The following is a 23,433-nucleotide window of genomic DNA, read 5'->3' as shown; positions in this document are numbered from 1 at the left end:
AGGGCCCGACGCGTGTCACGGGCCGGGGGTGTCCAGAGTACGACGGGGCGATGCGGTTCGCCGGGGGCTGTGGACAACCCTCGGGATGCGCGGGGCGCGAATCGAACGTTTCCTCGCCCCCGCCGCCCTTACCCTTCCCATCCCCAGGGGCTCCGCCCCTGCCCCCGGCAAAGCTTCGCCCCAGCACCCCGCTGGTGGCTACCGCCCCTCAACCTCCGCGGCGCTCCACCCTCGCACCCCGGGGCTGCCGCCCCCGACCCCGCCGGGGGCTCCGCCCCTGGCCCCCTGCGGGGCTCCTCCCCCGCACCCCACTGGGAGTTGCCGCCCACCCCTGCGAAGCTCCGCCCCAGCACCCCGCCGGAGGCTGCCGCCCACCCCCGCGAAGCTCCACCCCCGCACCCCACCGGGACTCCCGCCTCTCAACCCCGCGCTCCTCCACCCCCGCACCCCACCGGGACTCCCGCCTCTCAACCCCGCGCTCCTCCACCCCCGCGCCCCCGGGACTCCCGCCCCCGACCCCGCCGAGGGCTCCACCCCTGCACCCCTGCGGGCTCCGCCCCAGCACCCACTGGGGGCCGCCGCCCCCTCAACCCCCTCGAAGCTCCACCCCCGGCCCCCTGCGGGCCTCCGCCCCAGACCCGCCGGGGCTCCGCCGCCGACCTCTGTGGGGCTCCGCCTCCCACCCCACCGAGGGCTGCCGCACGGCAACCCCCCGCGCCGCCCGCCCCAACACCCCCCGCGGCCACCGCCCCTGCCCCCGCCAGCGGCTCCACCCCTGGACTCCCAGGGACTGCTGCCCCAGTCTCCGCCGGGGGTTGCGGCCCCCCCCCAGCCCCCCGGACCCCCGCTTCGGCCTCGACGGCCTCGTCCTCGGGCGCCGGACGGGCCGGGTTCGGTGACCGGTGTCGGGAGGGGGCGTTCCCTGCGGGTGGGTGGGGGCGCGCCGGGGTTCCAGGGGTCATGCCGTTGTGGTGCCGTGCCGGCGCCCCCGGGACGCACCGCACCCCACCCCCACGAACGCCCGCGGACCCGGCGCCGAGTAGCCCCCCGTGGCTTCTCGGTGTCGGGTCCGGGGTGGGGTGGGGTGGGGTGGGGTGCGGGGGAAGTGGTCAGTCGGTCGCTATGGCGTTGAGGACGTTCATGCGGCCGGCGCGGAAGGCGGGGATCAGGGCGGCGAACAGGCCCACGAAGGCCGAGCCGATGAACACGCCGGTGATGGTCGGCCAGGGGATCTCGAGGACGCCGAAGCCCTCGAGGGCGAGGAGCTGCTGGGCGGTGGCGCCCCAGCCCATGCCGAGGCCCAGGCCTAGGAGGGCGCCGAAGACGGCGATGACCACCGACTCCATGCGGATCATGCGGCGCAGCTGGCGGCGGGAGAGGCCGATCGCCCGCATCAGTCCGATCTCCCTCGTGCGTTCGACGACCGACAGGGCCAGCGTGTTCACCACGCCCAGGATCGCGACCACGATCGCCAGTGCCAGGAGGCCGTAGATCAGGTTGAGGAGCTGGCCGATCTGGTCCTTCAGTGCCTCCTTGTAGTCGGTCTGGTCGCGGACCGTGTACTGGGGATAGTCGTGCAGGGCGGACTTGAGTGCCTTGTAGGCGGCGTCCTGCCGGCCGTCCTTCGCCGTGGCGAACACCAGCTGGTCCAGCGGCATCCGGTCGGCGGGGACGTACCGGGCGACGGTCGCGATCGAGGCGTACATCGCGCCCTTGTCGATGGCGACGTCGTCGCTGGTGATCGCGCGCACCGTGAGCGTCGCCGTGGTGCCGTCCTTGAAGGCGACGTCGACCTTGGAGCCGAGCTCGATGCCGTGGTCCTCGGCGAAGCCCTCGAAGACGGACATCGAGTCGGGGCGGTAGGCGTCCGCGAGGTCGCCGGCCACCGTCTCGGTGCGCAGGTCGGTGGCGTACGTCGGGTCGGCCGCGTTGATCGTCTCCTTCCTGGACGTCTTGCCGTCGGGGGTCTTCAGGTCGGCGTCCAGGACCTTGTACTCGGTGACGCGCTCCAGGCCCGGGGTGGACTTCACGGCCTGCACGGCCTGCTCGGTGATCTGCTGGCCGCGGTCGTTCTGGATGATGAAGTCGGTGCCGACGGACTTGTCGAGCTGGTCGGTGGCCGAGGCCACCATGGACGAGCCGACGACCGACAGACAGGCGACCAGCGCCAGGCCGATCATCAGGGCGGCGCCCGTGGCGCCGGTGCGGCGCGGGTTGCGCAGGGCGTTGCGTTCCGCCATGCGGCCGACCGGGCCGAAGGCCCTCAGCAGGACCGCGCCGAGGACACGGACCACCCCTTTGGCCAGCAGTGGGCCGATCACCACGAAGCCGATCAGGCTCAGCACCACGCCGAGGCCCAGCCACATCGAGCCCTCGCCCGCCTGGTCGGCCGCCGTCGCCGCGTACAGGCCGTAGCCGCCGCCGGCGGTCAGCAGCAGCCCCAGGACGGCCCGTACGACACCGGCCCTGGCGTCGGCCGGGGCGCCCGCGTCGCGCAGGGCGGCCATCGGGGAGACCTTGCCGGCGCGGCGGGCCGGGAGGTAGGCAGCCAGGACGGTGACGACGACGCCGAGGACCATGCCGATGACCGGGGTCGTCCAGGCCACCGTCAGATCGTCGGTGGACAGGTTCATGCCGGTCATGCCCATGAGCTTCATCAGGCCGATCGCGAGGCCGACGCCCGCGCCGACGCCGAGGACCGAGCCGACGACGCCGAGAAGCAGCGCCTCGGCCAGGACCGAGCGGTTGACCTGCCCGCGGGACGAGCCGATGGCCCGCATCAGGCCGATCTCACGGGTGCGCTGGGCGACCAGCATCGAGAAGGTGTTGATGATCAGGAAGATGCCGACGAGGAAGGCGATCCCGGCGAAGCCGAGCATCGCGTACTTCATGACGTTCATGAACTCGCCGACGTCCGCGCGGTTGGCGTCGGCGGTCTCCTTGGCGGTCTGCACCTTGTAGTCGGTGCCGAGCTGCGCCAGCACGTTCTTCTTCAGCTGCGCGTCACTCACTCCGGACGCCGCCGTGACGTTGACGTTGGTGTAGACGTCCGGCTCGCCGACCAGGGTCTGCTGAGCCGTCCTGGTGTCCAGGTAGAAGATCGCCGCGCCGGGGTTGGTGACGGTGAAGGTGGCGATGCCGGAGATCCGCGCGGTGTGCGTGCCGACCGCGCTGATCACGCCGATCTCGTCGCCGAGCCTCAGGTGGTGCTTGTCGGCGGTGTCCGCGTCCACCATGACCTGGCCGGAGCCCTTCGGCGCCGTACCGGAGGTGATCTCCATGGTGCGGGCCTCGTTGGCGTTCCAGCTGCCGACGATGGTCGGCGCGCCGCTGGACGGCGACAGGTTGTCCTTGTCGGCGTCGACGACGGTCACCGCGCTGGAGAAGACGGACCCCTCCGCCGCCTGCACGCCCCGCGCCTCGCGCACCTTGCCGAGCACGGAGGCCGGCATGACCGGCGGCTTGCCGTTGCCCGAGGTGGTCTCACCGGTGTCCGAGGCGCCCTTGGCGCTCACCGTGACGTCGGAGGAGGTGGCGGCGAACAGCTTGTCGAAGGTGGTGTTCATGGTGTCGGTGAACACGAGCGTGCCGCAGACGAACGCCACCGACAGCAGGACCGCGACGGCCGACAGGGCCATCCGTCCCTTGTGCGCGAAGAAGTTGCGCATCGAGGTCTTCAAGACGGTCATGACGTACGCCCCCGCGCGTCGAAGTCCTTCATGCGGTCCAGGACGGTGTCGGCGGTCGGCTTGAACATCTCGTCGACGATCCGGCCGTCGGCGAGATACAGCACCCGGTCCGCGTACGAGGCCGCCACCGGGTCGTGCGTGACCATCACGATCGTCTGGCCCAGCTCGTCCACCGAGCGGCGCAGGAAGCCCAGCACCTCGGCGCCCGCGCGCGAGTCGAGGTTTCCGGTCGGCTCGTCACCGAAGATGATCTCGGGCCGGGCCGCCAGGGCGCGGGCCACGGCGACGCGCTGCTGCTGGCCGCCGGAGAGCTGCGTGGGGCGGTGCTTGAGCCGGCCGGCGAGGCCGACGGTCTCCACGACCCGGTCCAGCCACGCCTTGTCGGGCCTGCGGCCCCCGATGTCCATGGGCAGCGTGATGTTCTCGATCGCGTTCAGCGTCGGCAGCAGGTTGAACGCCTGGAAGATGAACCCGATCCGGTCCCGGCGCAGCTGCGTGAGCTTCTTGTCCTTCAGGCCGGTGATCTCGGTGTCGTCCAGGTAGATCTGGCCGCTCGTCACCGTGTCGAGACCGGCGAGGCAGTGCATCAGCGTGGACTTGCCGGACCCCGAGGGGCCCATGATCGCGGTGAACTGGCCGCGGGCGATGTCCACGTCGACGTGGTCGAGGGCGACGACACGGGTCTCGCCGGACCCGTACGCCTTGACGACCTGCCGCGCCCGCGCGGCAACGGCCGTACGCCCTCCAGTGCCCCCGTGCCTGGGAATGGTCACAGCCGAAGTCACGGTAAGTCTCCTATGTCGGAAGTCATGGGTCGCGCTCCACCGCGGTGGGTGAGTGGGGAGGAGCGCTACGTCGAAGAGTCTGGCGGCGGGAGGGGGTCCGGCGCGCTGGTGCCGGGACCCGTCTTTCCGGGGGGTTAACCCCACCCTCCGCCGCTGGGGCTGGCCACCCCCAGCGGCGTAAAGCCAGGTTAAGAAAGCCCCCCGGCCTCTCTCGTCCTCCGCCGGAACGAACCCTCCCCGAGACGTAGTACGGAGGTACCCCTAGGGGCACTCCACCGCCGGGTGGAGCTCCTCTCGGGGTCGGCTCCACCCTCCGGCCCGGTCAGGCTCCACCCTCACGCCGCGTGAAGGTCAAGTCCGCCGCCGGGCCGGGGCGGTGTCCCGTCGCCCGCAGGCCGCCTCTCCCCTGGGCCGCGGCCGGATGGGAAGCTGTCGTGCGGCGGATGGTTGCAAGGGACACGGAAGAGTCGGGGAGGGCATCCGGTGGGGGACACGAGACCCGCGACACTCAAGGCCGCGGGGCAGCGCACGGGCGCGCACAGGAGAGGCGCGGTCGTGGCCGCGCTGATGCTCTCCATGGCGCTGGCCGCCCTCGACTCCACCGTCGTCTCCACGGCCGTGCCGCAGATCGTCGGCGACCTGGGCGGGTTCGCGGTCTTCTCGTGGCTGTTCTCCGGCTATCTGCTCGCCGTGACGGTCACACTGCCCGTCTACGGCAAGCTCTCCGACACCTTCGGCCGCAAGCCGGTGCTGGTGGCGGGCGCCTCGCTGTTCCTGCTCGGCTCGCTGCTGTGCGCGCTGGCCTGGAACATGGGGGCCCTCATCGCCTTTCGCATCGTGCAGGGCCTGGGCGGCGGGGCGCTGCAGGGCACGGTGCAGACGCTGGCCGCGGATCTGTACCCGCTGAAGGAGCGGCCGAGGATCCAGTCGAAGCTGTCCACGGTGTGGGCGGTCTCGGCGGTCGCGGGCCCGGCGCTGGGCGGGGTGCTCGCGGCGTACGCGGACTGGCGCTGGATCTTCCTGGTCAACCTGCCCGTCGGGGCGGTGGCGTTGTGGCTGATCGTCCGTCATCTGCACGAGCCGCGGCGGGCGGCAGGGCCGGAGGCCGCCCGCGCGCGGGTCGACTGGGCGGGCGCGGCGGCCGTGTTCGCCTGCGGTGGGGTGCTGCTGACGGCGCTGGTGCAGGGCGGGGTGGCCTGGCCGTGGCTGTCGGGGCCGTCGCTCGGCCTGTTCGGTACGGGCCTGGCGCTGGCCGGGCTCGTCGTCGCCGTCGAGCGCCGGGCGGCCCAGCCGGTCATCCCCGGCTGGGTGTGGCGCCGGCGTACGATCGCGGCCGTCAACCTGGCGCTGGGGGCGCTGGGTCTGCTGATGGTGGCGCCCTCGGTGTTCCTGCCGACGTACGCCCAGTCGGTGCTGGGTCTCGGGCCGGTGGCCGCCGGTTTCGTGCTCTCCGTGTGGACCCTGAGCTGGCCGCTGTCCGCCGCCCTCAGTCAGCACGTCTACCGGCGCATCGGCTTCCGGGACACCGCGCTGCTGGGCATCGGCGTGGCCGCGCTGGTGCTGCTGGCGTTCCCGTTCCTGCCGTATCCGGGCGAGGCCTGGCAGCCGACGCTGCTGATGCTGCTGCTCGGTGCCGCGCTGGGGCTCTTCCAGCTGCCGCTGATCGTGGGGGTGCAGTCGACGGTCGGCTGGTCGGAGCGCGGCACGACGACGGCGTCCGTGCTGTTCTGCCGGCAGACCGGGCAGACGGTCGGCGCGTCGGTGTTCGGCGCGGTCGCCAACGGGGTGCTGGCCGCCCGTCCGGGCGGCGCGGGCGATCTGGACTCGGTCACCCGCGCACTCGACGCCGGTACGGCGCCCGAGACCGTGCGGCGCGCCGTGGCGAGCGCCGTGCACGCCGTGTACCTGGGCGCGTCCTGCGCCGCCGCGCTCGCCTTCGTGGTGCTGCTGTGCGTGGCGCCACGACGCTTCCCGGTACGGGGGGACGACGAGGACGTGTCACATGAGGGGCGGGGTTAACGCGGGTAACACCGCAGGTCAGCGGGCGAATCGTACAGCAAGCGCATACCGACCGACCAGTTCGGTGAAAAGGCTTCGCACACGCAGTACTCCCAAGTAACGTGCGTGGCTCGCACCCCCCCCACTCCCTGCGGTCCCCCGCCACGGACCCGAGCCACGCAAGGAGCACGGGATGTCACACGACCCGTCCCGCCCGCACCCCCACCCGCCCCGACCCCCGCACACCCGCCCACCCGGGTCCCCGTACCCGCCGCCGTCCGGCCCGACCTACCCCTGGCAGCCGCAGGCCGCGGCGCCCGCCCCGGCCCGCCCGCGCCCCGACCACCACACCCCGCTGGGGCACCACAGCGACCTGCGGACCCTGCGCGGCGCCTACCGCCGCCAGCGGCGCGTGGCCACCCTCACCGCGCTCGGCTACTTCGTGGTGTTCCTGATCCTGTCCGCGTTCGCCCCGTCCCTGATGACGGCCACCGTCACCACCGGACTGCCCGCCGGACTGCTCCTCGCGCTGATCCAGCTCCCCGTCACCGGCGTGGCGATCGCCGTCTACGAACGGACGGCCCGGCGCCGGGTCGACCCGCTCGCCGACCGCATCCGCAGACTGTCGGAGATCGACGCGAAGCGGGGTGGCACACGATGACCACCCACCAGGCCGCCTCCCTCACCGAGTTCAACGGCGACGCACAGACCATGTCCCTCGTCGCCTTCACCGCCGTCGCCACCGTCACCCTGCTGCTGTGCGTGATGACCGGCCCCGACCGCGACGACCTCGACGAGTTCTACACCGGCTACCGCTCCCTCTCCCCGCTGCGCAACGGCCTCGCCATCGCCGGCGACTACATCTCGGCCGCCACCGTCCTGGGCACCGGCGGAGTCATCGCCCTGTGCGGCTACGACGGTGTCGTCCTCGCCCTCAGCACGGCCCTGTCGCTCATGCTGCTGATGTTCCTGCTGGCCGAACCCCTGCGCAACGCCGGCCGGTTCACCATGGGCGACGCACTGGCCCGCCGGACGCCCGGCCGCGCCGTACGGATCACCGCCTGCGCCGTCACCCTCGCGGCCCTGCTGCCGATGATGCTCGTGCAGCTCGCGGGCACCGGTCAGCTCCTGGCGTTCATCCTGGGGTTCTCCGGCGACGCCGTGAAGACCGGCTGTGTCGTGATCATGGGCGCGCTGATGATCAGCTACGCGGCGATCGGCGGCATGAAGGGCACCGCCCTCATCCAGATCCTCAAGATCGTCACGCTGCTCGGCTCCGGCGCCGTCGTCGCCCTCGTCGTCCTCGGCCGCTTCGACTGGAACCCGGGCGCCCTGTTCGACGCGGCCGCCCAGGGCAGCGGTGTCGGCGACGCCTTCCTGCGCTCCGGCCTGGAGTTCGCCGGCGGCCCGTACCCGCGCCTCGACATGATCACGTCCCAGCTGTCGGTGGTGCTGGGCGGCGCCTGCCTGCCCCACATCACCATGCGCATGTACACCGCCTCCAACGCCCGCCAGGTACGCCGCTCGCTCTCCTGGGCGGTCTCGGGCGTCGCCGTGTTCGTGCTGGTCATCACGGTCGTCGGATTCGGCGCCACGGCCCTGATCGGCCGCGCGGTGATCGCCGGGGCGGACCCCCAGGGCAACACCGCCTACCTGCTGGGCTCACGGGCCGCCCTCGGCGCGGACGTCTCCCTGGCGGAGACCCTGCTGTTCACGACGGTCACCACGGCCATCTTCCTGACCGTCCTCGCCTCCGTCGCCGGAATGATCCTCGCGTGCGCCAACTCCCTCGCCCACGACGTCTTCGCCGCACGCGCGCGTGAGACCTCACCGCGCCGCGAGATGCTGGTGGCCCGCCTGTCCGCACTGGCCGTCGGCGCGCCGACGATCCTGCTGGCCACCCAGATCCAGCACCGCAGCCTGCAGCCCCTGGTCACCTTCTCCTTCTGCCTGGGCGCCTCCGCGCTGGCCCCGGCCCTCGTCTACAGCCTCTTCTGGCGCCGCTACACCCGCACCGGCCTGCTGTGCACCCTCATCGGCGGCACCCTGTCCGTCCTGCTCCTCATGCCGGGCACGAACCTGGTCTCCGGCTCGCCCGTCGCCGCGTTCCCCGAGGCCGACTTCAACTGGTTCCCCTTCACCACCACCGGCATCCTCACCGTCCCCCTCGGCTTCGCCTTCGGCTGGCTGGGCACCCTGGCCTCGGGCCGCAGCGGCTCCGAGGAACAACGCCGCCAGTACGAGGCCGTGGAGGGATGGATCCTGGCGGGAGCGGTACGGAAGGAGAACTGACGACACTTCACGCCGCGGCGGGCACGGGGAAACCGGCGGTCACTCCGCCGGGCGCCCCGTGAGCGCCTGGAGGCTCTCCTGCACCTGGTCCATGTGCGCCCGCACCTCGTCCGAGTCCTCGCTGTGCTTGCGCAGCACCCGTTCCGTCTCCTGGGCGACGCGGTCCGCCCGCAGCTGGGCCTCGGCGAGGATCTGGGCGCCGCGCGCGCGGGCCTCCTCCTCTCTGCGCCGGGTCATCTCCTCGGCCTCCACGAGGTCTTGCTGCGCCTGGGCCAGAGCCTCCTCGGCGCGCGCCACCGCCCGCGCGTGCTCCGCCTCGAACTCGGCGACACGTTCGGCCGCCTCGCGGTCCGCCGCGGCCATCAGTTCGGCGTGCACCTTCTTCGGATCGACGATCAGGCCGGCGGTGCGCTGGCGCACCTCACGCAGTTCGTCGAGCGCCTCGCCACGGAACTCCTTCACCTTGCGCCGGGCGGTGACCCTGATCCCCTGCGCCTCGGCACGCGCGGCGAGCAGCCGCTTCTCGGCGTGCTCCGTGGCCTCCGTGCGCGTCGCCTCCGCCTGCTTCTCCGCCTTCTCGCGCAGCTGGGCGGCGTACGCCTCGGCCTGCGCGACCTCCTCCTCCGCGTCCCGCCGGGCCCGGTCACGCACCTCCGCCGCTTCCTCCTGGGCGAGCTCGAACACCTGCCGTGCGCGCTCCCCGAGACTGTCGTACGACTGCGGCTGGATGCCCGTGACGGCCTCCCGCAGCCGTCTGGCCTCCACCACCATGTCCTTGGCCAGCACCGTGAGCCGGGTGACCCGGTCCCAGGCGGCGTCGCGTTCGGAGGAGAGCGCGGCGATGAACGTGTCGACTTCTTTGGGCCGGTAGCCGCGCCCGAGAACGGTCACGAACCCCGGCGATGACACCCGTGCGCTGCTCATGCTGTAGCCCCTCTCCACCAGACGGACGCGAAATGATGATTTCCCGCCTATCTTGATGTATCGGACTTAAGTGTTCATAACGCGACACTCCGGGCACAGGTGGCGGTCGACGGGGCACACAAAAGGGCCGGGCCGGTCATACGACCGGCCCGGCCCCGGACACACCGCACGTCAGCGACGCACCCGCCTCACAGCAGCCCGTCCCACATCTGCTCCAGCAGCACCGACCACCAGCTCTCCGGCGAACCCAGCGCCGCCGGATCCAGCGAAACCAACTGGGCCTGGAAGTCGACGGTCCAGCGACCCGCCTGCTCCTGGTTCAGACCGAACCGCAGCCGCCACATCCGCCCCAGCAGCGCGAGACACCGCGCGAACTCCGGCAGACCCGTGTTCACGAACTGCGGCGGCACGGACCCACCGCCCGGCCCCGCCTCCACCGGCACCGCGACGATGTTCGCCGTCCCGTACTGCACACAGATCGCCTTGCCGAAGTCACTGCCCATGACGAGATACGAGCCCGCGTCCGGCGCCGGCTGCACACCCCGCTCCGCCGCCAGCTCCGCCAGCGTCGGCACCGGCCGCCCCGGCTGGGCCTGCGCCCAGAAGAACGGCCCCATGTCCATCGGCAGACCGGCCACCACCAGCGTCTGCGCCACGACCGGCGGCACACCCTGCCGCGACACCGCGGCCTGCTCGAACCGGAAGACCCCAGGCCCGAACGCCGCACCCAGCTCCTGCGCGATCCCCTCCGGCGGAACCGGCGGAACCGGCTGCACCGGCGGCAACGGCGCCCGCACCGGCGCCGGCCGCGCGGGACCGTCGGCCACCTGGTGCAACTCGCCCTGATGCACCAGCAACTGCTGCATCCCCTGCTGCCGGCTCGCATGATCCGTGCCGTACGGCGCGATGCTCGTGATCCGCGCCTGCGGCCACTGCTCCCGGATCATCCGCGCGCAGTACGCGCCCGGCAGCTCGCACGACTCCAGCTCGGTGTGCAGCTCCAGCACCTGGTCCAGCGGCACGTTCATCGCCCGCAGCTCATGGAAGATCTGCCACTCCGGATGCGGCGTGCCCGGCGCCGAACGCCGGATCACCTGCTGCTCCGACCCGTCCTGCGCCCGGTAGCGCAACACGGCCTGATAGCCGGGCCCGACGGTCGGCTGACCCGGGGGCTGCTGCGGATACCCGTACGCCGGCGGCTGCCCGGCCCCGGGCACACCCGGCGGCGGCATCGCACCCGGCGGCATGCCGTGCGGGGCGCCGGGAGCCATACCGGGAACACCCGGAGCACCCGGAGCCATACCGGGTACGCCAGGCGCGCCGGGCGCGTTGGGCACTCCCGGGGCGGACGGCGGCGGAGGCGCGCCGGGGGCACCCACCGGGGGCCCGGCCAGCACGGTCTGCGCATGGTGAGCGGCGCCCGGGGCGCCTCCCGCGGCACCGGGCCCGCCGGGCACACCCGGGACCTGCGGTGCACCGGGGGCACCCGGAGGCTGCGGGGCGCCGGGAACACCGGGAGGCTGCGGCGCGCCCCCGGCTCCGCCGGGCCCACCCGGGCCCGTACGCCCGGGATCGGCGAGCATCGTCGCGGCGTGGTGAACCGCACCGGGCGGAGTCCCGCCCGGCGTATTCGGCCCAGCCGGCGTGTGCGGCCCACCGGGAGCACCCGGCGCACCCGGCGCACCCGGCGTGTTCGGGGCACCCGGTCCACCTGGACCCCCCGGGCCGTCCGGCCCGAGGGCCGACACCAACTGCGTAGGCACATAACCACCCGCCGCGGCACCGGGCGCCCCCGGACCGGGCGGCGAAGGCGCGGCGCCCGGCCGGGCACCCGGCGCTCCGGGCGCACCCGGCGGGGGCGGCGGCGTCGCCCCACCGCGCGCACGACGCGGGGGCGGAGCCGCCTTGCTGGTCGCGGCGTCGGCGATGTCACCGGCGTTCGGCGCGAGCGGCCGCCCCGGCGCACCGGACCCCTGCGAAGAGTCGTACGACGGCGCACCCTGCGCAGGCGGAGGGGTGGCCCCCTGCCCGGCACCCGGCGCACCGGGGCCCTGCGGATAGCCGTACGAAGACCCCGCCGGCCCCTGCGGCGGAGGCGGAGGCGCAGCCCCCTGCCCAGCGGCAGGACCACCCGCCGCACCGGACCCACCCGGACCCTGCGGATAGCCGTACGAAGACCCCGCCGGCCCCTGCGGCGGAGGCGGAGGCGCAGCCCCCTGCCCAGCGGCAGGACCACCCGCCGCACCGGACCCACCCGGACCCTGCGGATAGCCGTACGAAGACCCCGCCGGCCCCTGCGGCGGCGGATGCGGCGTGTTCCCCGGCGCGCCACCGGCACCCGCGGCGCCCCCGGGACCCTCCGCGCTCGCCCCGCCTGCCGCACCCGACTCGTCCAGCGCCGGAGCGACCGCCGTCGGCGGAAGCCGGCTGCCGCCCTTCATCAGCGCTGTCTTGGCGTCCGGCAGCCCGGCGGGCGGCGGCACCGGATCGTCGGAACCGCTCAGCGGCGGCGCGAAGACCGTCGCGGGCAGCGGTACGGAACGGTCGTCCCCGGCATCGCCGTTGGTGTCCGTCCCCGCCCAGGGCGTCGCCCCGGCAGCACCGTTGGTGTCCGTACCCGTCCACGGCGTCGCCCCGGCAGGCCTCGCCGCCCCACCGGCACCAGGCCCCGTCGGCACCCCCGCCTGCGTCTGCGGCAGCCCGCTCCCCGGCACCCCGGCCTGCGTCCGCGGAAGCGAGGGATCAGGCGTCACGTCCCCGCCCGCCCCCGCCGGCACATCAGCACCGGCACGGGCACCGTGAGCGCCCGAAGCGGCGGCACCCGCCGCGGCCCCCGCACCCGCGTCGGCCCCGGCCCCGGCACCCCGCCGCTCCCCGATACCCAACTTGTCCGCCGCCTCCTGCAACCACTCCGGCGGCGACAACAAGAACGACGTCTGATTCAGATCCACCCGAGCCGCCGGCGCCGGCACCGCGTCCCGCGGCTCGTCCGGACGCCCGTACTCCTCCTCATAACGACGGATCACCTCACCCACCGGCAACGCCGGCCACAACGTGGCCTCCCCGCTGTCCCGGGCGATCACCAGCCGCTGCGCACCCCCGTCCGACCGCGGCCCCTCCGCACGGTCCTCCGCCCACACCACGAACCCGAGCTCGAACTCCCGCACCCGCACCTCCCGATGCTGGTACGCCGGAACATCCCCGTTGATCCACTCTTCGGCGCGCTCCTGCGCCTGCGCGAACGTCACCATCGCCAGCTCACTCCCCCGCACCCGCGGACGCCACGGGCACCGCACGCGCGAACCCGCCGTCCACCATCAGATTCGCCACCGTCTCCAACTCCGGCGGATCACCGGCCAGCCGGGACAGGAACACGTCGAAGTCCTCCCCGCACGGCAGCAGCAGCCGCCGCGTACGCTCCGCCGGCGGCCACGAAGGATCGACGTCCCGGACGTCGTCGTAAGCGCAGAACCACACCGAACCGACCCGCTCGCCCTTCACCTTCACAGCCAGCAGCCCGCCCTGCACGAACCCGACGCCCAGATAGTCCTTCGTCAGATGGTCGCGCAGACACTTGTTGACATACACCAGATCATTGACCGCCGCCTCGTCCCGCACCGTGAAGAACGGCTGGTCCACCAGCAACCCCAACTCCGCGTCCAACGCCGCACCCACCGGAGCACACCCGCCCGCGGCCTTCAGGAACGACCGGTACGCCCCCGGCAACCGGTACCCCAGATCCTCCTCGACCCCCTGCACCTGCTGCTCCGACACCGCCACACCCGACTTCGGCAGCCCGAAATGCGCCGGACGCGTCTCCTGCAACGGCCGCGTCCCCCGCTTCGACTGATCCACCACCGACGTCGCCAGACCACCGTGATGCCGCAACAACGCCTTCACCTCGACCGGCACCAGCTCCAGCCGCCGCGAACCCACCACGTGATGCCACGTCCAGCCGTGCGGCGTCGCCACATTCGGAACCGTGTCCCACAACTCGTGCCCCGACGCCGCAAGCGCCGCGTTCGCCGACACATAGTCCGTCAACCGCAACTCGTCGACCCCGAAACCCTCCGGCGGCTCCGCGATCTCCGCCGCGGCCCGCGCATACGGCGAGAAGTCCGGGTACCCCCGCTCATCCACCCGCACCCCCCTCGGGTGCCGCGCGGCACGCACCGGATCCGGGAAGTGCACGACCTGCCCGGCATAGGCCGCGTTCGGCGGCGCGGCCTGTCCCCCAGCCTGGCGGCCGGGAGGTGCCCCCAGCCCGAGCCGACTCGTCGTCATGGCGGTTGCCCCCTGCGGCACTCTGGTACGGCCCGCAGCGGCCGGTTCCGCTTCCGGACCCGACCCACCACGCCCCGTATCGACTGTCTCCAACGGTTCTCCAACACGCGCCCACCGCGCGCATCACGGTGCCGACAGCCTATGCGGTACGACGACACGGGTCACCGGGCCTCCGCTTCCAGGCCCCCACATCCGTGACCAGCCGTCACCCCACCCTTACGGACCGCCCAAACCCGGGCGTGTCGCACCGCCCCAGCTTCCGCACCCGCCACGCCATTTGGCACCCTGTGACGTCCGAGGGCATGCTCGGGAGGGGATGACGATCATGAACGCAACGCAAACGGGGCAGCACAACGGGCCGCAAACGGCCCCCACCGGCGACCCCCGCATCGGCTGGTCCGCCACCGAGACCCCCCACGCCCCCACTCTCCGTCACCGCCGCGACGGCATACTCCCCACCATCGCCGCCGCACTCTCCGTCCGCGGCGCCACCCTCACCAGCACCGCCGCCCGCGGCGACCAGCCCCCACCCCTGCACCCCCTCGTCCAGGACTTCCTCGACACCCTCACCAGCGCCCAGCGCGACCGCTTCACCGGCCGCTGCGCCGAAGCACTCCTCATCTCACGCCACCTCACCGCCGCCGACGCCGCCCGCAGCAGACGCGCCGCCCGCAAACCCATGACCAACGGCGAAGCCCGCAAAGCCCTCAAACAAGCCAAACTCACCACCCGCCGCATCCGCGAGGACGGCGACCCCCTGCACGGCGGCTTCGCCACACCCTGCCGCGCCTGCACCGCCCTCAGCGCCCACTTCGGCGTCCGCATCGTCGACCCGGAAGCGACCGGCTGACCCCACGGCCGCCCCACCAGCACACCCGCACCGTCGACGAACGAAGGCAGATGCACCCCGAACAGCGCACCTCCACCACCCGCTTCCCCGTCCCCGTCGACGCCGCCCTGCGCGCCGCCGGCTGGCACCCCGGACGCTGGGACATCAAACAAGCCGAAATCTGGGCCGACACCCTCCGCGACCACACCTCACCCGCCGGCCACCGCCACGCCGTCTTCCCCGCCGCCGTCGAAGCCTGGGCCGAATTCGGCGGCCTCACCATCACCCCCACCGGACCCGGCCGCCAGATCGCCCCCACCCCCCTCCACCTCGACCCCCTCCACGGCCTCCACATGGCCCGCACCCTCGCCGACCTCGGCCGCGCCCTCGACACCGACGTCAGCCCCCTCGGCACCGAGACCGACACCCACTCCCTCCTCGCCATAGACGCCCACGGCCGCGTCTACGCCCTCGACCACACCGGCGACTGGTACCTCGGCCCCGACATGGACCAAGCCCTCGGCGCCCTCGTCTCCGGCATCGAACCCGTACGCCTCACAGCAGGCTGACCCACCCCCGGAAACACCCCTACGACGCCGGAATCACCGCCGACACCCGGAAACCCCCCGCCTCCGTGGGCCCCGACACGAACACCCCGCCCAACGCCACCACCCGCTCCTTCATCCCCACCAGCCCGTTACCCCCCGACGGCAACCCCGCCGACGACGACCCCGCCTCCGACGGCGGCTCGTTCTCCACCTGCATCGCGATCTCCGCCACCCGATGCGCCAACCGCACATGCGTCTTCGCGCCCGCCGCATGCTTGTGCACGTTCGTCAGCGCCTCCTGCACCACCCGGAACGCCGTCTGCTCCACCTCCGCCGCATACGACCGCACCTCCCCCTCCACCGACAGATCCACCACCATCCCCGCAGCCGCCGACTGCCCGATCAACTCCTCCAGCTCCTCCAGACACGGCCCCTCCCCCGACTCCTCCACCACCCGCGAGGCCGCAGCCGCCGCAGCCACCCCCACCACCGCCAACGGCACCGACGCCCGCTCCTGCCCGCCCCCGCTCCTGAGCACCCCGAGCATCTCCCGCAACTCCGTCAACGCCTGCCGCCCCATGTCCCCCACCAACGCGGCATTCCGGACGGCCTTCTCCGGATCCTTCCGGGCCACCGCCTGCAACGCGGCCGCATGCACCACCATCAGACTCACCCGATGCGCGACCACGTCATGCATCTCCCGCGCGATCCGCGTCCGCTCCTCACCCCGCGCCCACTCGGCCCGCTCCTCCGCCCGCTCGGCGAGCAACTGCAACTCCCGCTCGAGACTGTCCGCCCGCTCCCGCAGACTCTCCATGAGCCGCCGCCGGGCACCCACATAGAGACCGAGCAGCACGGGCGGCGCGGTCAGCCCCAGCGACATCACGATCGCGGCGAACGGAATGAACCAGTCCCCCACCGTCAGACGGCCCTGATCCATGCTCTGCCGCACCCGCACGAACGTCACGATCAACGTCCCCACCAACTGCATCCCGGCGAGCGAGGCGATGATCCGCCGCGGCATCTCGGACGCGGCGAGCGTGTACAGCCCGACGATCCCCATCAGGAAGCCCATCTGGGCCGGCGTGATCGCGATGGCCACCAGCACGACGGCGATCGGCCACTGCCGCCGCACGAGCAGCACCGACCCCGCGAACAGGCCGAAGACGACCCCAGCCTCCACCGGAATCCCCGCGTCCCGCGCGAAGGGAGCCCCCTCCATCGCGCACTCCACCGCGGACACGGCGGCAAGGCTCATATCGAACGCGGCACTGCGCCACCTGGCCCACCACAACGGCCCCCTCAGGTCCGCCGTGGTCTCTTCCCCCGTCGTGGTCATGCCTCCAGCCTACGGGCGCCGCCCCCAGCGTTTCCGGCGACTTTCGACGACCCGATCCCGGCACTTTCCCTCGAACAGGTGAACCCCGGCCGTTCAACCTCGGAAGCCCGCATTCCGCCTGGACGGTATGCGCATGGCACATTCACTCGGCAAGTACGCGGACTTCGAGGTGCTGCGGGAGCGGGCGGTCGCCCTACGGCGGGCGGGCTGCAGCCTTCGGCAGATCCGGGACGAACTGAAGATCCACAACAACGACATCCTCAACAGGCTGGTGAAGGGAGAGCCACCGCCGGAGTGGACCAAGCGCCCGAACGCCAAGGACGACCTCAGGGCCAGGGCCCGGGAGCTACGGCTGCAGGGCTGGACGTACGACCGGATCCAGGTGGAGCTGGGCTGCTCGAGGAGCTCGATCTCACTGTGGGTACGGGATCTGCCGAGGCCGGAGCGGAGGCGGACTCCCGCGGAGGCTTCAGCGATCGCCAGGCGGGGGTGGGAGGCCACACTGCGGCTGCGCGACGAGGAACGGCAACGAACCAAGAGAGCCGCACAACAGTCGATCGGAGACCTGTCCCCCCGAGAACTGTTTCTCGTGGGCGTGAGCCTCTATTGGGCAGAAGGCGGAAAGGACAAGCCGTACGCGCGCCGAGAAAGGGTCGCCTTCGTCAACAGCGACCCCGGCATGATCCAGGTCTTCCTGGCCTGGCTCACCCTCATCGGCGTCGAGCGCGAGCGGCTGCGCTTCACCGTGATGATCCACGAGAACGCGGACGTGACGGGCGCCGAGGAGTATTGGGCCAACCTCATCGAGGCCGACCGCACCGCGTTCACCAGGACGACCCTGAAGAGACACAACCCCAAGACGGTCCGGAAGAACGTCGGCGACAGCTATCGAGGCTGCCTCGTGGTCAAAGTCCTCAAGGGTGCCGACTTGTACCGTCGCATCGAGGGCTCCTGGTACGGCATAGTGGAGTCCGCGCGCGAAGCCGATCAACAAAATCGGACATAGCGCGCACATCATCCCGGATCGTCTAAGGGCAGGACAAACGGTTTTGGTCCGTTGAATGAGGGTTCGAATCCTTCTCCGGGAGCCCACGACACACAAGACCTCGGTTCGGGCCCTGACAGCACTGTCAGGGCCCACTCTCATGTCGCCCAGGAAACGCCCCGGTATCCTTCGGATGTCCCCACCTTTTCCACAGCCGAAGGGCAACTTCCGTGAGCGCCATTCGCCCGGCAGCCGTCGTCGTTCTCGCAGCGGGTGAGGGCACCCGTATGAAGTCGGCCACACCGAAGGTCCTGCACGAGCTGTGCGGGCGCAGCCTCGTCGGGCATGTGCTGGCCGCCGCGCGTGAGTTGGACCCCGAGAACCTGGTCGTGGTCGTCGGGCACGCCCGTGAGAAGGTCACGGCTCATCTGGCGGAGGTCGACGCGTCCGTGCGGACGGCCGTGCAGGAGGAGCAGAACGGCACCGGGCACGCCGTCCGTATCGCTCTGGAGCAGCTCGGCGGCGGGGTCGAGGGGACGGTCGTCGTGGTGTGCGGTGACACCCCGCTGCTCACCGGCGCGACCCTCTCGGCGCTCGCGGCGGCTCATCACTCCGACGGCAACGCGGTGACCGTGCTGTCCGCCGAGGTGCCGGACGCGACGGGGTACGGGCGGATCGTGCGGGACGGCTCCGGTGCCGTGACCGGGATCGTGGAGCACAAGGACGCCTCCGATGAGCAGCGGGCGATCCGTGAGATCAATTCCGGTGTCTTCGCCTTCGACGGGGCGCTGCTCGCGGACGCGTTGAAGAAGGTGCGTACCGACAACAGTCAGGGTGAGGAGTACCTCACGGACGTCCTGGGGATCCTTCGCGAGGCCGGGCACCGGGTGGGGGCTTCCGTGGCCGCCGATCACCGTGAGATCGCCGGTATCAACAACCGGGTGCAGTTGAGCGAGGCGCGCCGGATTCTGAACGACCGGCTGCTGACCGCCGCCATGCTCTCCGGTGTCACGGTGATCGACCCGGCGACCACCTGGGTCGACGTGACGGTGACCTTCGAGCAGGACGCCGTTGTCCATCCGGGCACGCAGTTGCACGGCTCGACGCATCTCGGTGAGGGCGCGGAGGTGGGTCCGAACAGCCGGCTGAGGGACACGGCGGTCGGTGCGGGGGCTCGGGTCGACAACACGGTCTCCGTCTCCGCGCAGATCGGTCCGGGGGCGAGTGTGGGGCCGTACGCCTATCTCCGTCCGGGTACCCGGCTGGGTGCGAAGGGCAAGATCGGTACGTATGTGGAGACGAAGAACGCCTCCATCGGGGAGGGGACGAAGATCCCGCACCTCTCGTATGTCGGTGACGCGACGATCGGTGAGTACTCGAACATCGGTGCGGCGAGCGTGTTCGTGAACTATGACGGACAGGACAAGCACCACACGACGGTGGGGTCGCACTGTCGTACGGGTTCGGACAACATGTTTGTGGCTCCTGTCACGGTGGGGGACGGCGCGTACACCGCTGCCGGCTCCGTGATCACGAAGGATGTGCCGCCCGGTTCGCTGGCCGTGGCCCGCGGTCAGCAGCGGAATATCGAGGGTTGGGTGGCTCGTAAGCGTCCGGGGAGCGCGGCGGCGAAGGCTGCCGAGGCGGCCTCTCGCCAGGGCGAGAGCGAGGACTGACCGGAAACACGTGCGTCGGACACGGCGTACCGTGATAAGTGCACACCCGCACCCAACCAGCTGAGACGGCCGCGTCGCGCCCAGCGGCGGGGTCTCTCGACACTTGGCTGAGACACCTCTGAGGAGACAGTGCTGTGACCGGGATCAAGACGACCGGCGAGAAGAAGTTGATGTTCTTCTCCGGCCGCGCCCACCCCGAGCTTGCCGAGGAGGTCGCCCACCAGCTGGGGGTCGGGGTCGTCCCGACGAAGGCCTTCGACTTCGCCAACGGTGAGATCTATGTCCGTTATCAGGAGTCTGCGCGCGGTGCGGACTGTTTCCTGATCCAGAGCCACACGGCCCCGATCAACAAGTGGATCATGGAGCAGTTGATCATGATCGATGCGCTGAAGCGGGCTTCGGCGCGTTCGATCACGGTCATCGTGCCGTTCTACGGGTATGCGCGGCAGGACAAGAAGCACCGTGGGCGTGAGCCGATCTCGGCGCGTCTGATCGCGGATCTGATGAAGACGGCGGGTGCGGACCGGATTCTCACGGTGGATCTGCACACGGACCAGATCCAGGGCTTCTTCGACGGTCCGGTGGATCATCTGTTCGCGCTGCCGCTGCTGGCGGACTATGTGGGCAGCAAGGTGGACAGCGCGAAGCTGACGGTGGTGTCTCCGGACGCCGGCCGGGTGCGGGTGGCCGACCGGTGGTGCGACCGTCTGGGTGCGCCGCTGGCGATCGTGCACAAGCGGCGTGACAAGGACGTGGCGAACCAGGTGACGGTCCACGAGGTCGTGGGCGAGGTCAAGGGTCGTGTCTGTGTCCTGGTGGACGACATGATCGACACGGGTGGCACGATCTGTGCCGCTGCCGACGCGCTGTTCGCGCACGGTGCGGAGGACGTCATCGTGACGGCGACGCACGGTGTGCTGTCGGGTCCGGCGGCGGACCGGTTGAAGAACTCGAAGGTGAGTGAGTTCGTCTTCACGAACACGCTGCCGACGCCGGGTGAGCTGGAACTGGACAAGATCACGGTGCTGTCGATCGCGCCGACGATCGCGAGTGCGGTGCGTGAGGTGTTCGAGGACGGTTCGGTGACGAGCCTGTTCGACGAGCAGTGAGCCGTGTGACCGCGTCTGCCTGATCGTGTGCGCCGGTAGGGCGTTCAAGGTCAACTTTTCTGCGGCCTCCCCTGCCGAGTAGACTGCTCAGGTTGCTCGGCGAGGGAGGCCGTAGCCCGTTTCTCAGCGGGGTGTACGGCGGTCCGTTATCGACGCGCTCTTCGTAGCAGGCCGTTCGTGGCCGGGTGACCGACCTGTCGTTCGCGTTTCCTACGAGGAGTGATCAATATGTCCGAGGTGAAGCTCACCGCCGAGACCCGTACCGAGTTCGGCAAGGGTGCGGCCCGTCGTATCCGTCGTGACAGCAAGGTTCCGGGTGTTCTGTACGGTCACGGTTCGGACCCGCTGCACCTGACGCTTCCGGGCCACGAGCTGCTGCTGGCGCTGCGTACGCCGAACGTCCTGATCTCTCTGGACATCGACGGCAAGACGAGCGAGCTGGCGATCCCGAAGTCCGTGCAGCGTGACCCGATCAAGGGCTTCCTGGAGCACGTCGACCTGCAGCTGGTCAAGCGCGGCGAGAAGGTCACGGTCGAGATCCCGGTGCACACCGAGGGCGAGCTGGCGGCCGGTGGCAACCTGCTGGAGCACGTGCTGAACGCGCTGCCGGTCGAGGCGGAGGCCACGCACATCCCCGAGGCGGTCACGGTGTCGGTGGAGGGCCTGCAGGCCGGTGCCTCGGTGCTCGCCAAGGACATCACGCTGCCGAAGGGCACCACGCTGGCGGTGGACGAGGACGCGGTCGTTCTGCAGGTCCTGGCCGCGCAGGCGGAGGAGGCCCCGGAGGGCGAGGCCGCCGAGGGCGAAGAGGCCGCGGAGGCCTGAGCCCGGGCTGTCGCCGGGCCCGCTTCCGCGGTGCCCGGCGGTGCGGGCCGTGCCCACCCACAGCGGTAGTTACCTCAGCCGCCGTTCTCTTCGGGGAACGGCGGCTGGCGCGTAAGGAGACTTGGACGTGACCACCCCTGCCAATGCCCCCTGGCTGATCGCCGGCCTCGGCAATCCGGGGCCGGAGTATGCCGGTAACCGCCACAACGTCGGTTTCATGGTGGCCGATCTGCTGGCCGAGCGGATCGGAGGGAGGTTCAAGCGGGCGGGGAAGGCGCAGGCTCAGGTGGTGGAGGGGCGGATCGGGCCGCCGGGGCCGGGGAACCGGCGGGTGATCCTGGTGAAGCCGATGTCGTTCATGAATGTGTCGGGTGGGCCGGTGAACGCGCTGCGGGACTTCTACAAGGTGCCGGTGGCGAACATCGTGGCCGTGCATGACGAGTTGGACATCGATTACGGCGCGCTGCGGCTGAAGCTGGGGGGCGGGGACAACGGGCACAACGGTCTGAAGTCGATGACGAAGGCGTTCGGTGCGGATTATCACCGGGTGCGGTTCGGGATCGGGCGTCCTCCGGGGCGTATGCCGGTGGCGGACTTCGTGCTGAAGGATTTCGCGTCGGCGGAGCGCAAGGAGCTGGACTACTTCGTGGACCGGGCCGCGGATGCGGTGGAGTGTCTGGTGATCGAGGGGCTGGAGCGGGCGCAGAGTACGTACAACTCCTGACTTGTCACCCGTCCAGGTTGACGGGCCGTTCAGGCATGGCCAATGATCCCGGCCATGCCTGCCACAGCAGCCCGCTCCCACCGCCGTAAGGGTGGCTCGCCCAGGGCCCGTCGGGCCTCCGTCGTCGCGTTGCGGTGCGGACGGCTGGCGGCGATGGGTGGGGTGGCGGTGTTGATCCTGTTCGCCGGGGTGTGGGGTTCGTGGGGTACGGCGCAGCAGGTGATGCTGACGAAGGGGCGGGAGCACGGCACGGTCGAGGTGACGCGGTGCGGCGAGGAGATGTGCTGGGGGCCGTACTCGCCGTTGTCGGCGGGGTCGACGGCGCGGTCGCGGGTGGTGATCGAGAAGTCGGTGGCGGTGCGGAAGGGGCGGACGTACACGGTGGTGGTGAAGCCGGACGGTGATGAGGTGGTGCGGTCCGGGCCGGCGGGTGTGCTGTACGCGTGGGTGCCGTTCGGTGGTGCCTTGTTGCTCGCGTCGGTCGTGGTGGCGGGCGGGCTGGGGCGTCCGCGGGTGGGGTGGTTGCTGGCGGGGTCGGGGGTGGCGTTGATGACGGCCGCGTTTATGGCGATCTGAGTGGGTTACGGGCCTCTGTTCTTGTGGAGATCCCATCTGTTGTCTGTTCGTGATTGACCGGTGGTCAGTGCGGGATGGAAGCTGAGCCGCCCCCTCCACATCTTCCCTTTCGTCACTCGAAGATGGACTGCCCCATGCGTACCCTCATGCGCGCCGTCGCCGTCGCGGCGTCGGCGGCTCTGCTGCTGGCTCCCGCCGCTCATGCGGCCAAAGGCGACAACGGCGATGTGAAGACCCACAACTCCTCCACCGGCGAGTACGACCAGCGCGACGAGCCGAAGGTCTGCTCGTTCTATCTGGACGCCTTCGGTTTCGACGGCCTGCAGCAGGTCGGCTGGCACATCGAGGCCTGGGCGGACAACGACGTCGACAAGGGCGATACGGTCAAGTCCGGCTCCATCACGCTGGACGCGGACGGTCACGGCCGGACGCAGGACATGTCGCTGCCCGACGGCCAGTACAAGCTGTTCTGGAACTTCGACGGTGAGAACGGGGCCGCGAAGCACAAGGTGTTCAAGGTGGACTGCGAGGACGAGGGCGGCGGCGGTTCCTCTCCGTCGCCGTCGGGTTCGGTCTCGGCGTCGTCGTCCGCGTCTCCTTCGTCGTCGGCCTCGCCGAGTTCCTCGGTCTCGGCGTCGGCCGAGCCGTCGGGTTCGGCGGGTTCGACCCCGTCGTCGGCGTCGACTCCGCAGGGCGGCAGCGGCGGTCTGGCCGAGACGGGCAACGGTGCGCCGGTCGGCGCTCTGGCCGCGGTCGCGGCGGTGCTGGTGGGTGCCGGCGGTTATCTGGTGGTGCGTCGGCGCAGGGCCTGACGCGGGGCATGAACGAGGGGGTGCCCCCGAGCCGGTTC

The 23,433-nt window shown here is 71.4% G+C and carries 18 protein-coding genes and 1 tRNA gene; 13 read left to right on the top strand and 6 right to left on the bottom strand.

The genetic code is table 11. The annotated features are described in order from the left end of the window. Positions 1-1,109 precede the first annotated feature (1,109 nt). Both ACFY30_RS09875 and ACFY30_RS09870 read right to left on the bottom strand, forming a co-directional pair. Entirely contained in the window at positions 1,110-3,689 is a 2,580-nt protein-coding gene (locus ACFY30_RS09875; protein WP_390844631.1) for an ABC transporter permease, read from the bottom strand. Next, a complete protein-coding gene (locus ACFY30_RS09870) occupies positions 3,686-4,474 on the bottom strand; it encodes an ABC transporter ATP-binding protein (RefSeq protein WP_390844630.1) in 789 nt (262 codons plus the stop codon). Before ACFY30_RS09870 ends, ACFY30_RS09875 begins: the two co-directional genes overlap by 4 nt. A gap of 483 nt (positions 4,475-4,957) precedes the next feature. On the opposite strand from ACFY30_RS09870, the gene ACFY30_RS09865 reads away from it, so the two are divergent. From ACFY30_RS09865 to ACFY30_RS09855, 3 genes are all read left to right on the top strand, one after another. Further along, positions 4,958-6,493: an MFS transporter gene (locus ACFY30_RS09865; RefSeq protein ID WP_390844629.1), complete on the top strand. Its 1,536-nt coding sequence runs from the start codon at positions 4,958-4,960 to the stop codon at positions 6,491-6,493. A gap of 172 nt (positions 6,494-6,665) precedes the next feature. Beyond that, positions 6,666-7,133 (top strand): DUF485 domain-containing protein, encoded by a 468-nt coding sequence (locus tag ACFY30_RS09860; RefSeq protein ID WP_390844628.1) that lies wholly within the window; start codon positions 6,666-6,668, stop codon positions 7,131-7,133. Continuing rightward, positions 7,130-8,764 carry a cation acetate symporter gene (locus tag ACFY30_RS09855; RefSeq protein ID WP_390844627.1) on the top strand — a complete coding sequence of 545 codons (1,635 nt, stop codon included), beginning with the start codon at positions 7,130-7,132 and terminating at the stop codon, positions 8,762-8,764. The genes ACFY30_RS09860 and ACFY30_RS09855 overlap by 4 nt, the downstream gene beginning before the upstream one ends. 39 nt (positions 8,765-8,803) lie before the next feature. On the opposite strand, the gene ACFY30_RS09850 is transcribed toward ACFY30_RS09855, so the two are convergent. From ACFY30_RS09850 to ACFY30_RS09840, 3 genes are all read right to left on the bottom strand, one after another. After that, positions 8,804-9,688, bottom strand: a complete 885-nt coding sequence (locus tag ACFY30_RS09850) for a cellulose-binding protein (RefSeq protein WP_390844626.1) — start codon at positions 9,686-9,688, stop codon at positions 8,804-8,806. Positions 9,689-9,876: 188 nt separating this feature from the next. Then, positions 9,877-12,939 (bottom strand): SUKH-4 family immunity protein, encoded by a 3,063-nt coding sequence (locus tag ACFY30_RS09845; protein ID WP_390844625.1) that lies wholly within the window; start codon positions 12,937-12,939, stop codon positions 9,877-9,879. A 7-nt stretch (positions 12,940-12,946) separates the two neighbouring features. Continuing rightward, positions 12,947-13,972: an SMI1/KNR4 family protein gene (locus ACFY30_RS09840; protein ID WP_390844624.1), complete on the bottom strand. Its 1,026-nt coding sequence runs from the start codon at positions 13,970-13,972 to the stop codon at positions 12,947-12,949. Positions 13,973-14,288: 316 nt separating this feature from the next. Here ACFY30_RS09840 and ACFY30_RS09835 point away from each other — a divergent pair, with 316 nt between their 5' ends. Beyond that, positions 14,289-14,822 carry a YwqJ-related putative deaminase gene (locus tag ACFY30_RS09835; RefSeq protein WP_390844623.1) on the top strand — a complete coding sequence of 178 codons (534 nt, stop codon included), beginning with the start codon at positions 14,289-14,291 and terminating at the stop codon, positions 14,820-14,822. 50 nt (positions 14,823-14,872) lie between these two features. Then, entirely contained in the window at positions 14,873-15,370 is a 498-nt protein-coding gene (locus tag ACFY30_RS09830; protein ID WP_390844622.1) for an SUKH-3 domain-containing protein, read from the top strand. A 19-nt stretch (positions 15,371-15,389) separates the two neighbouring features. On the opposite strand, the gene ACFY30_RS09825 is transcribed toward ACFY30_RS09830, so the two are convergent. Continuing rightward, positions 15,390-16,688, bottom strand: coding sequence for a sensor histidine kinase (locus ACFY30_RS09825; RefSeq protein WP_390844621.1), 1,299 nt, complete (start codon positions 16,686-16,688; stop codon positions 15,390-15,392). Positions 16,689-16,821: 133 nt separating this feature from the next. On the opposite strand from ACFY30_RS09825, the gene ACFY30_RS09820 reads away from it, so the two are divergent. The 8 genes from ACFY30_RS09820 to ACFY30_RS09785 all read left to right on the top strand — a co-directional run bounded on the left by ACFY30_RS09820 (position 16,822) and on the right by ACFY30_RS09785 (position 23,395). Next, positions 16,822-17,694, top strand: a complete 873-nt coding sequence (locus tag ACFY30_RS09820; protein WP_390844620.1) for a hypothetical protein — start codon at positions 16,822-16,824, stop codon at positions 17,692-17,694. Between the two features lie 11 nt (positions 17,695-17,705). After that, a tRNA-Gln gene (locus ACFY30_RS09815) sits at positions 17,706-17,776 on the top strand. A 127-nt stretch (positions 17,777-17,903) separates the two neighbouring features. Continuing rightward, positions 17,904-19,349, top strand: coding sequence for a bifunctional UDP-N-acetylglucosamine diphosphorylase/glucosamine-1-phosphate N-acetyltransferase GlmU (gene glmU / locus ACFY30_RS09810; RefSeq protein WP_390844619.1), 1,446 nt, complete (start codon positions 17,904-17,906; stop codon positions 19,347-19,349). Between the two features lie 134 nt (positions 19,350-19,483). Then, positions 19,484-20,458 (top strand): ribose-phosphate diphosphokinase, encoded by a 975-nt coding sequence (locus ACFY30_RS09805; protein WP_390659088.1) that lies wholly within the window; start codon positions 19,484-19,486, stop codon positions 20,456-20,458. A 228-nt stretch (positions 20,459-20,686) separates the two neighbouring features. After that, positions 20,687-21,283 (top strand): 50S ribosomal protein L25/general stress protein Ctc, encoded by a 597-nt coding sequence (locus ACFY30_RS09800; protein WP_390844618.1) that lies wholly within the window; start codon positions 20,687-20,689, stop codon positions 21,281-21,283. Between the two features lie 121 nt (positions 21,284-21,404). After that, positions 21,405-22,007: an aminoacyl-tRNA hydrolase gene (gene pth / locus ACFY30_RS09795; RefSeq protein ID WP_390844617.1), complete on the top strand. Its 603-nt coding sequence runs from the start codon at positions 21,405-21,407 to the stop codon at positions 22,005-22,007. A gap of 42 nt (positions 22,008-22,049) precedes the next feature. Further along, entirely contained in the window at positions 22,050-22,583 is a 534-nt protein-coding gene (locus tag ACFY30_RS09790) for a hypothetical protein (protein WP_390844616.1), read from the top strand. A 134-nt stretch (positions 22,584-22,717) separates the two neighbouring features. After that, complete coding sequence (locus tag ACFY30_RS09785; RefSeq protein WP_390844615.1) at positions 22,718-23,395, top strand: LPXTG cell wall anchor domain-containing protein; 678 nt, start codon at positions 22,718-22,720, stop codon at positions 23,393-23,395. The last annotated feature ends 38 nt before the right edge of the window (positions 23,396-23,433 follow it).

Origin of the sequence: Streptomyces sp. NPDC000345, from assembly GCF_042898825.1 — a bacterium.
Lineage (GTDB): Bacteria > Actinomycetota > Actinomycetes > Streptomycetales > Streptomycetaceae > Streptomyces.
Note: the sequence above shows the minus strand (reverse complement) of the source record. Positions and strands in the feature narration are given on the sequence as shown.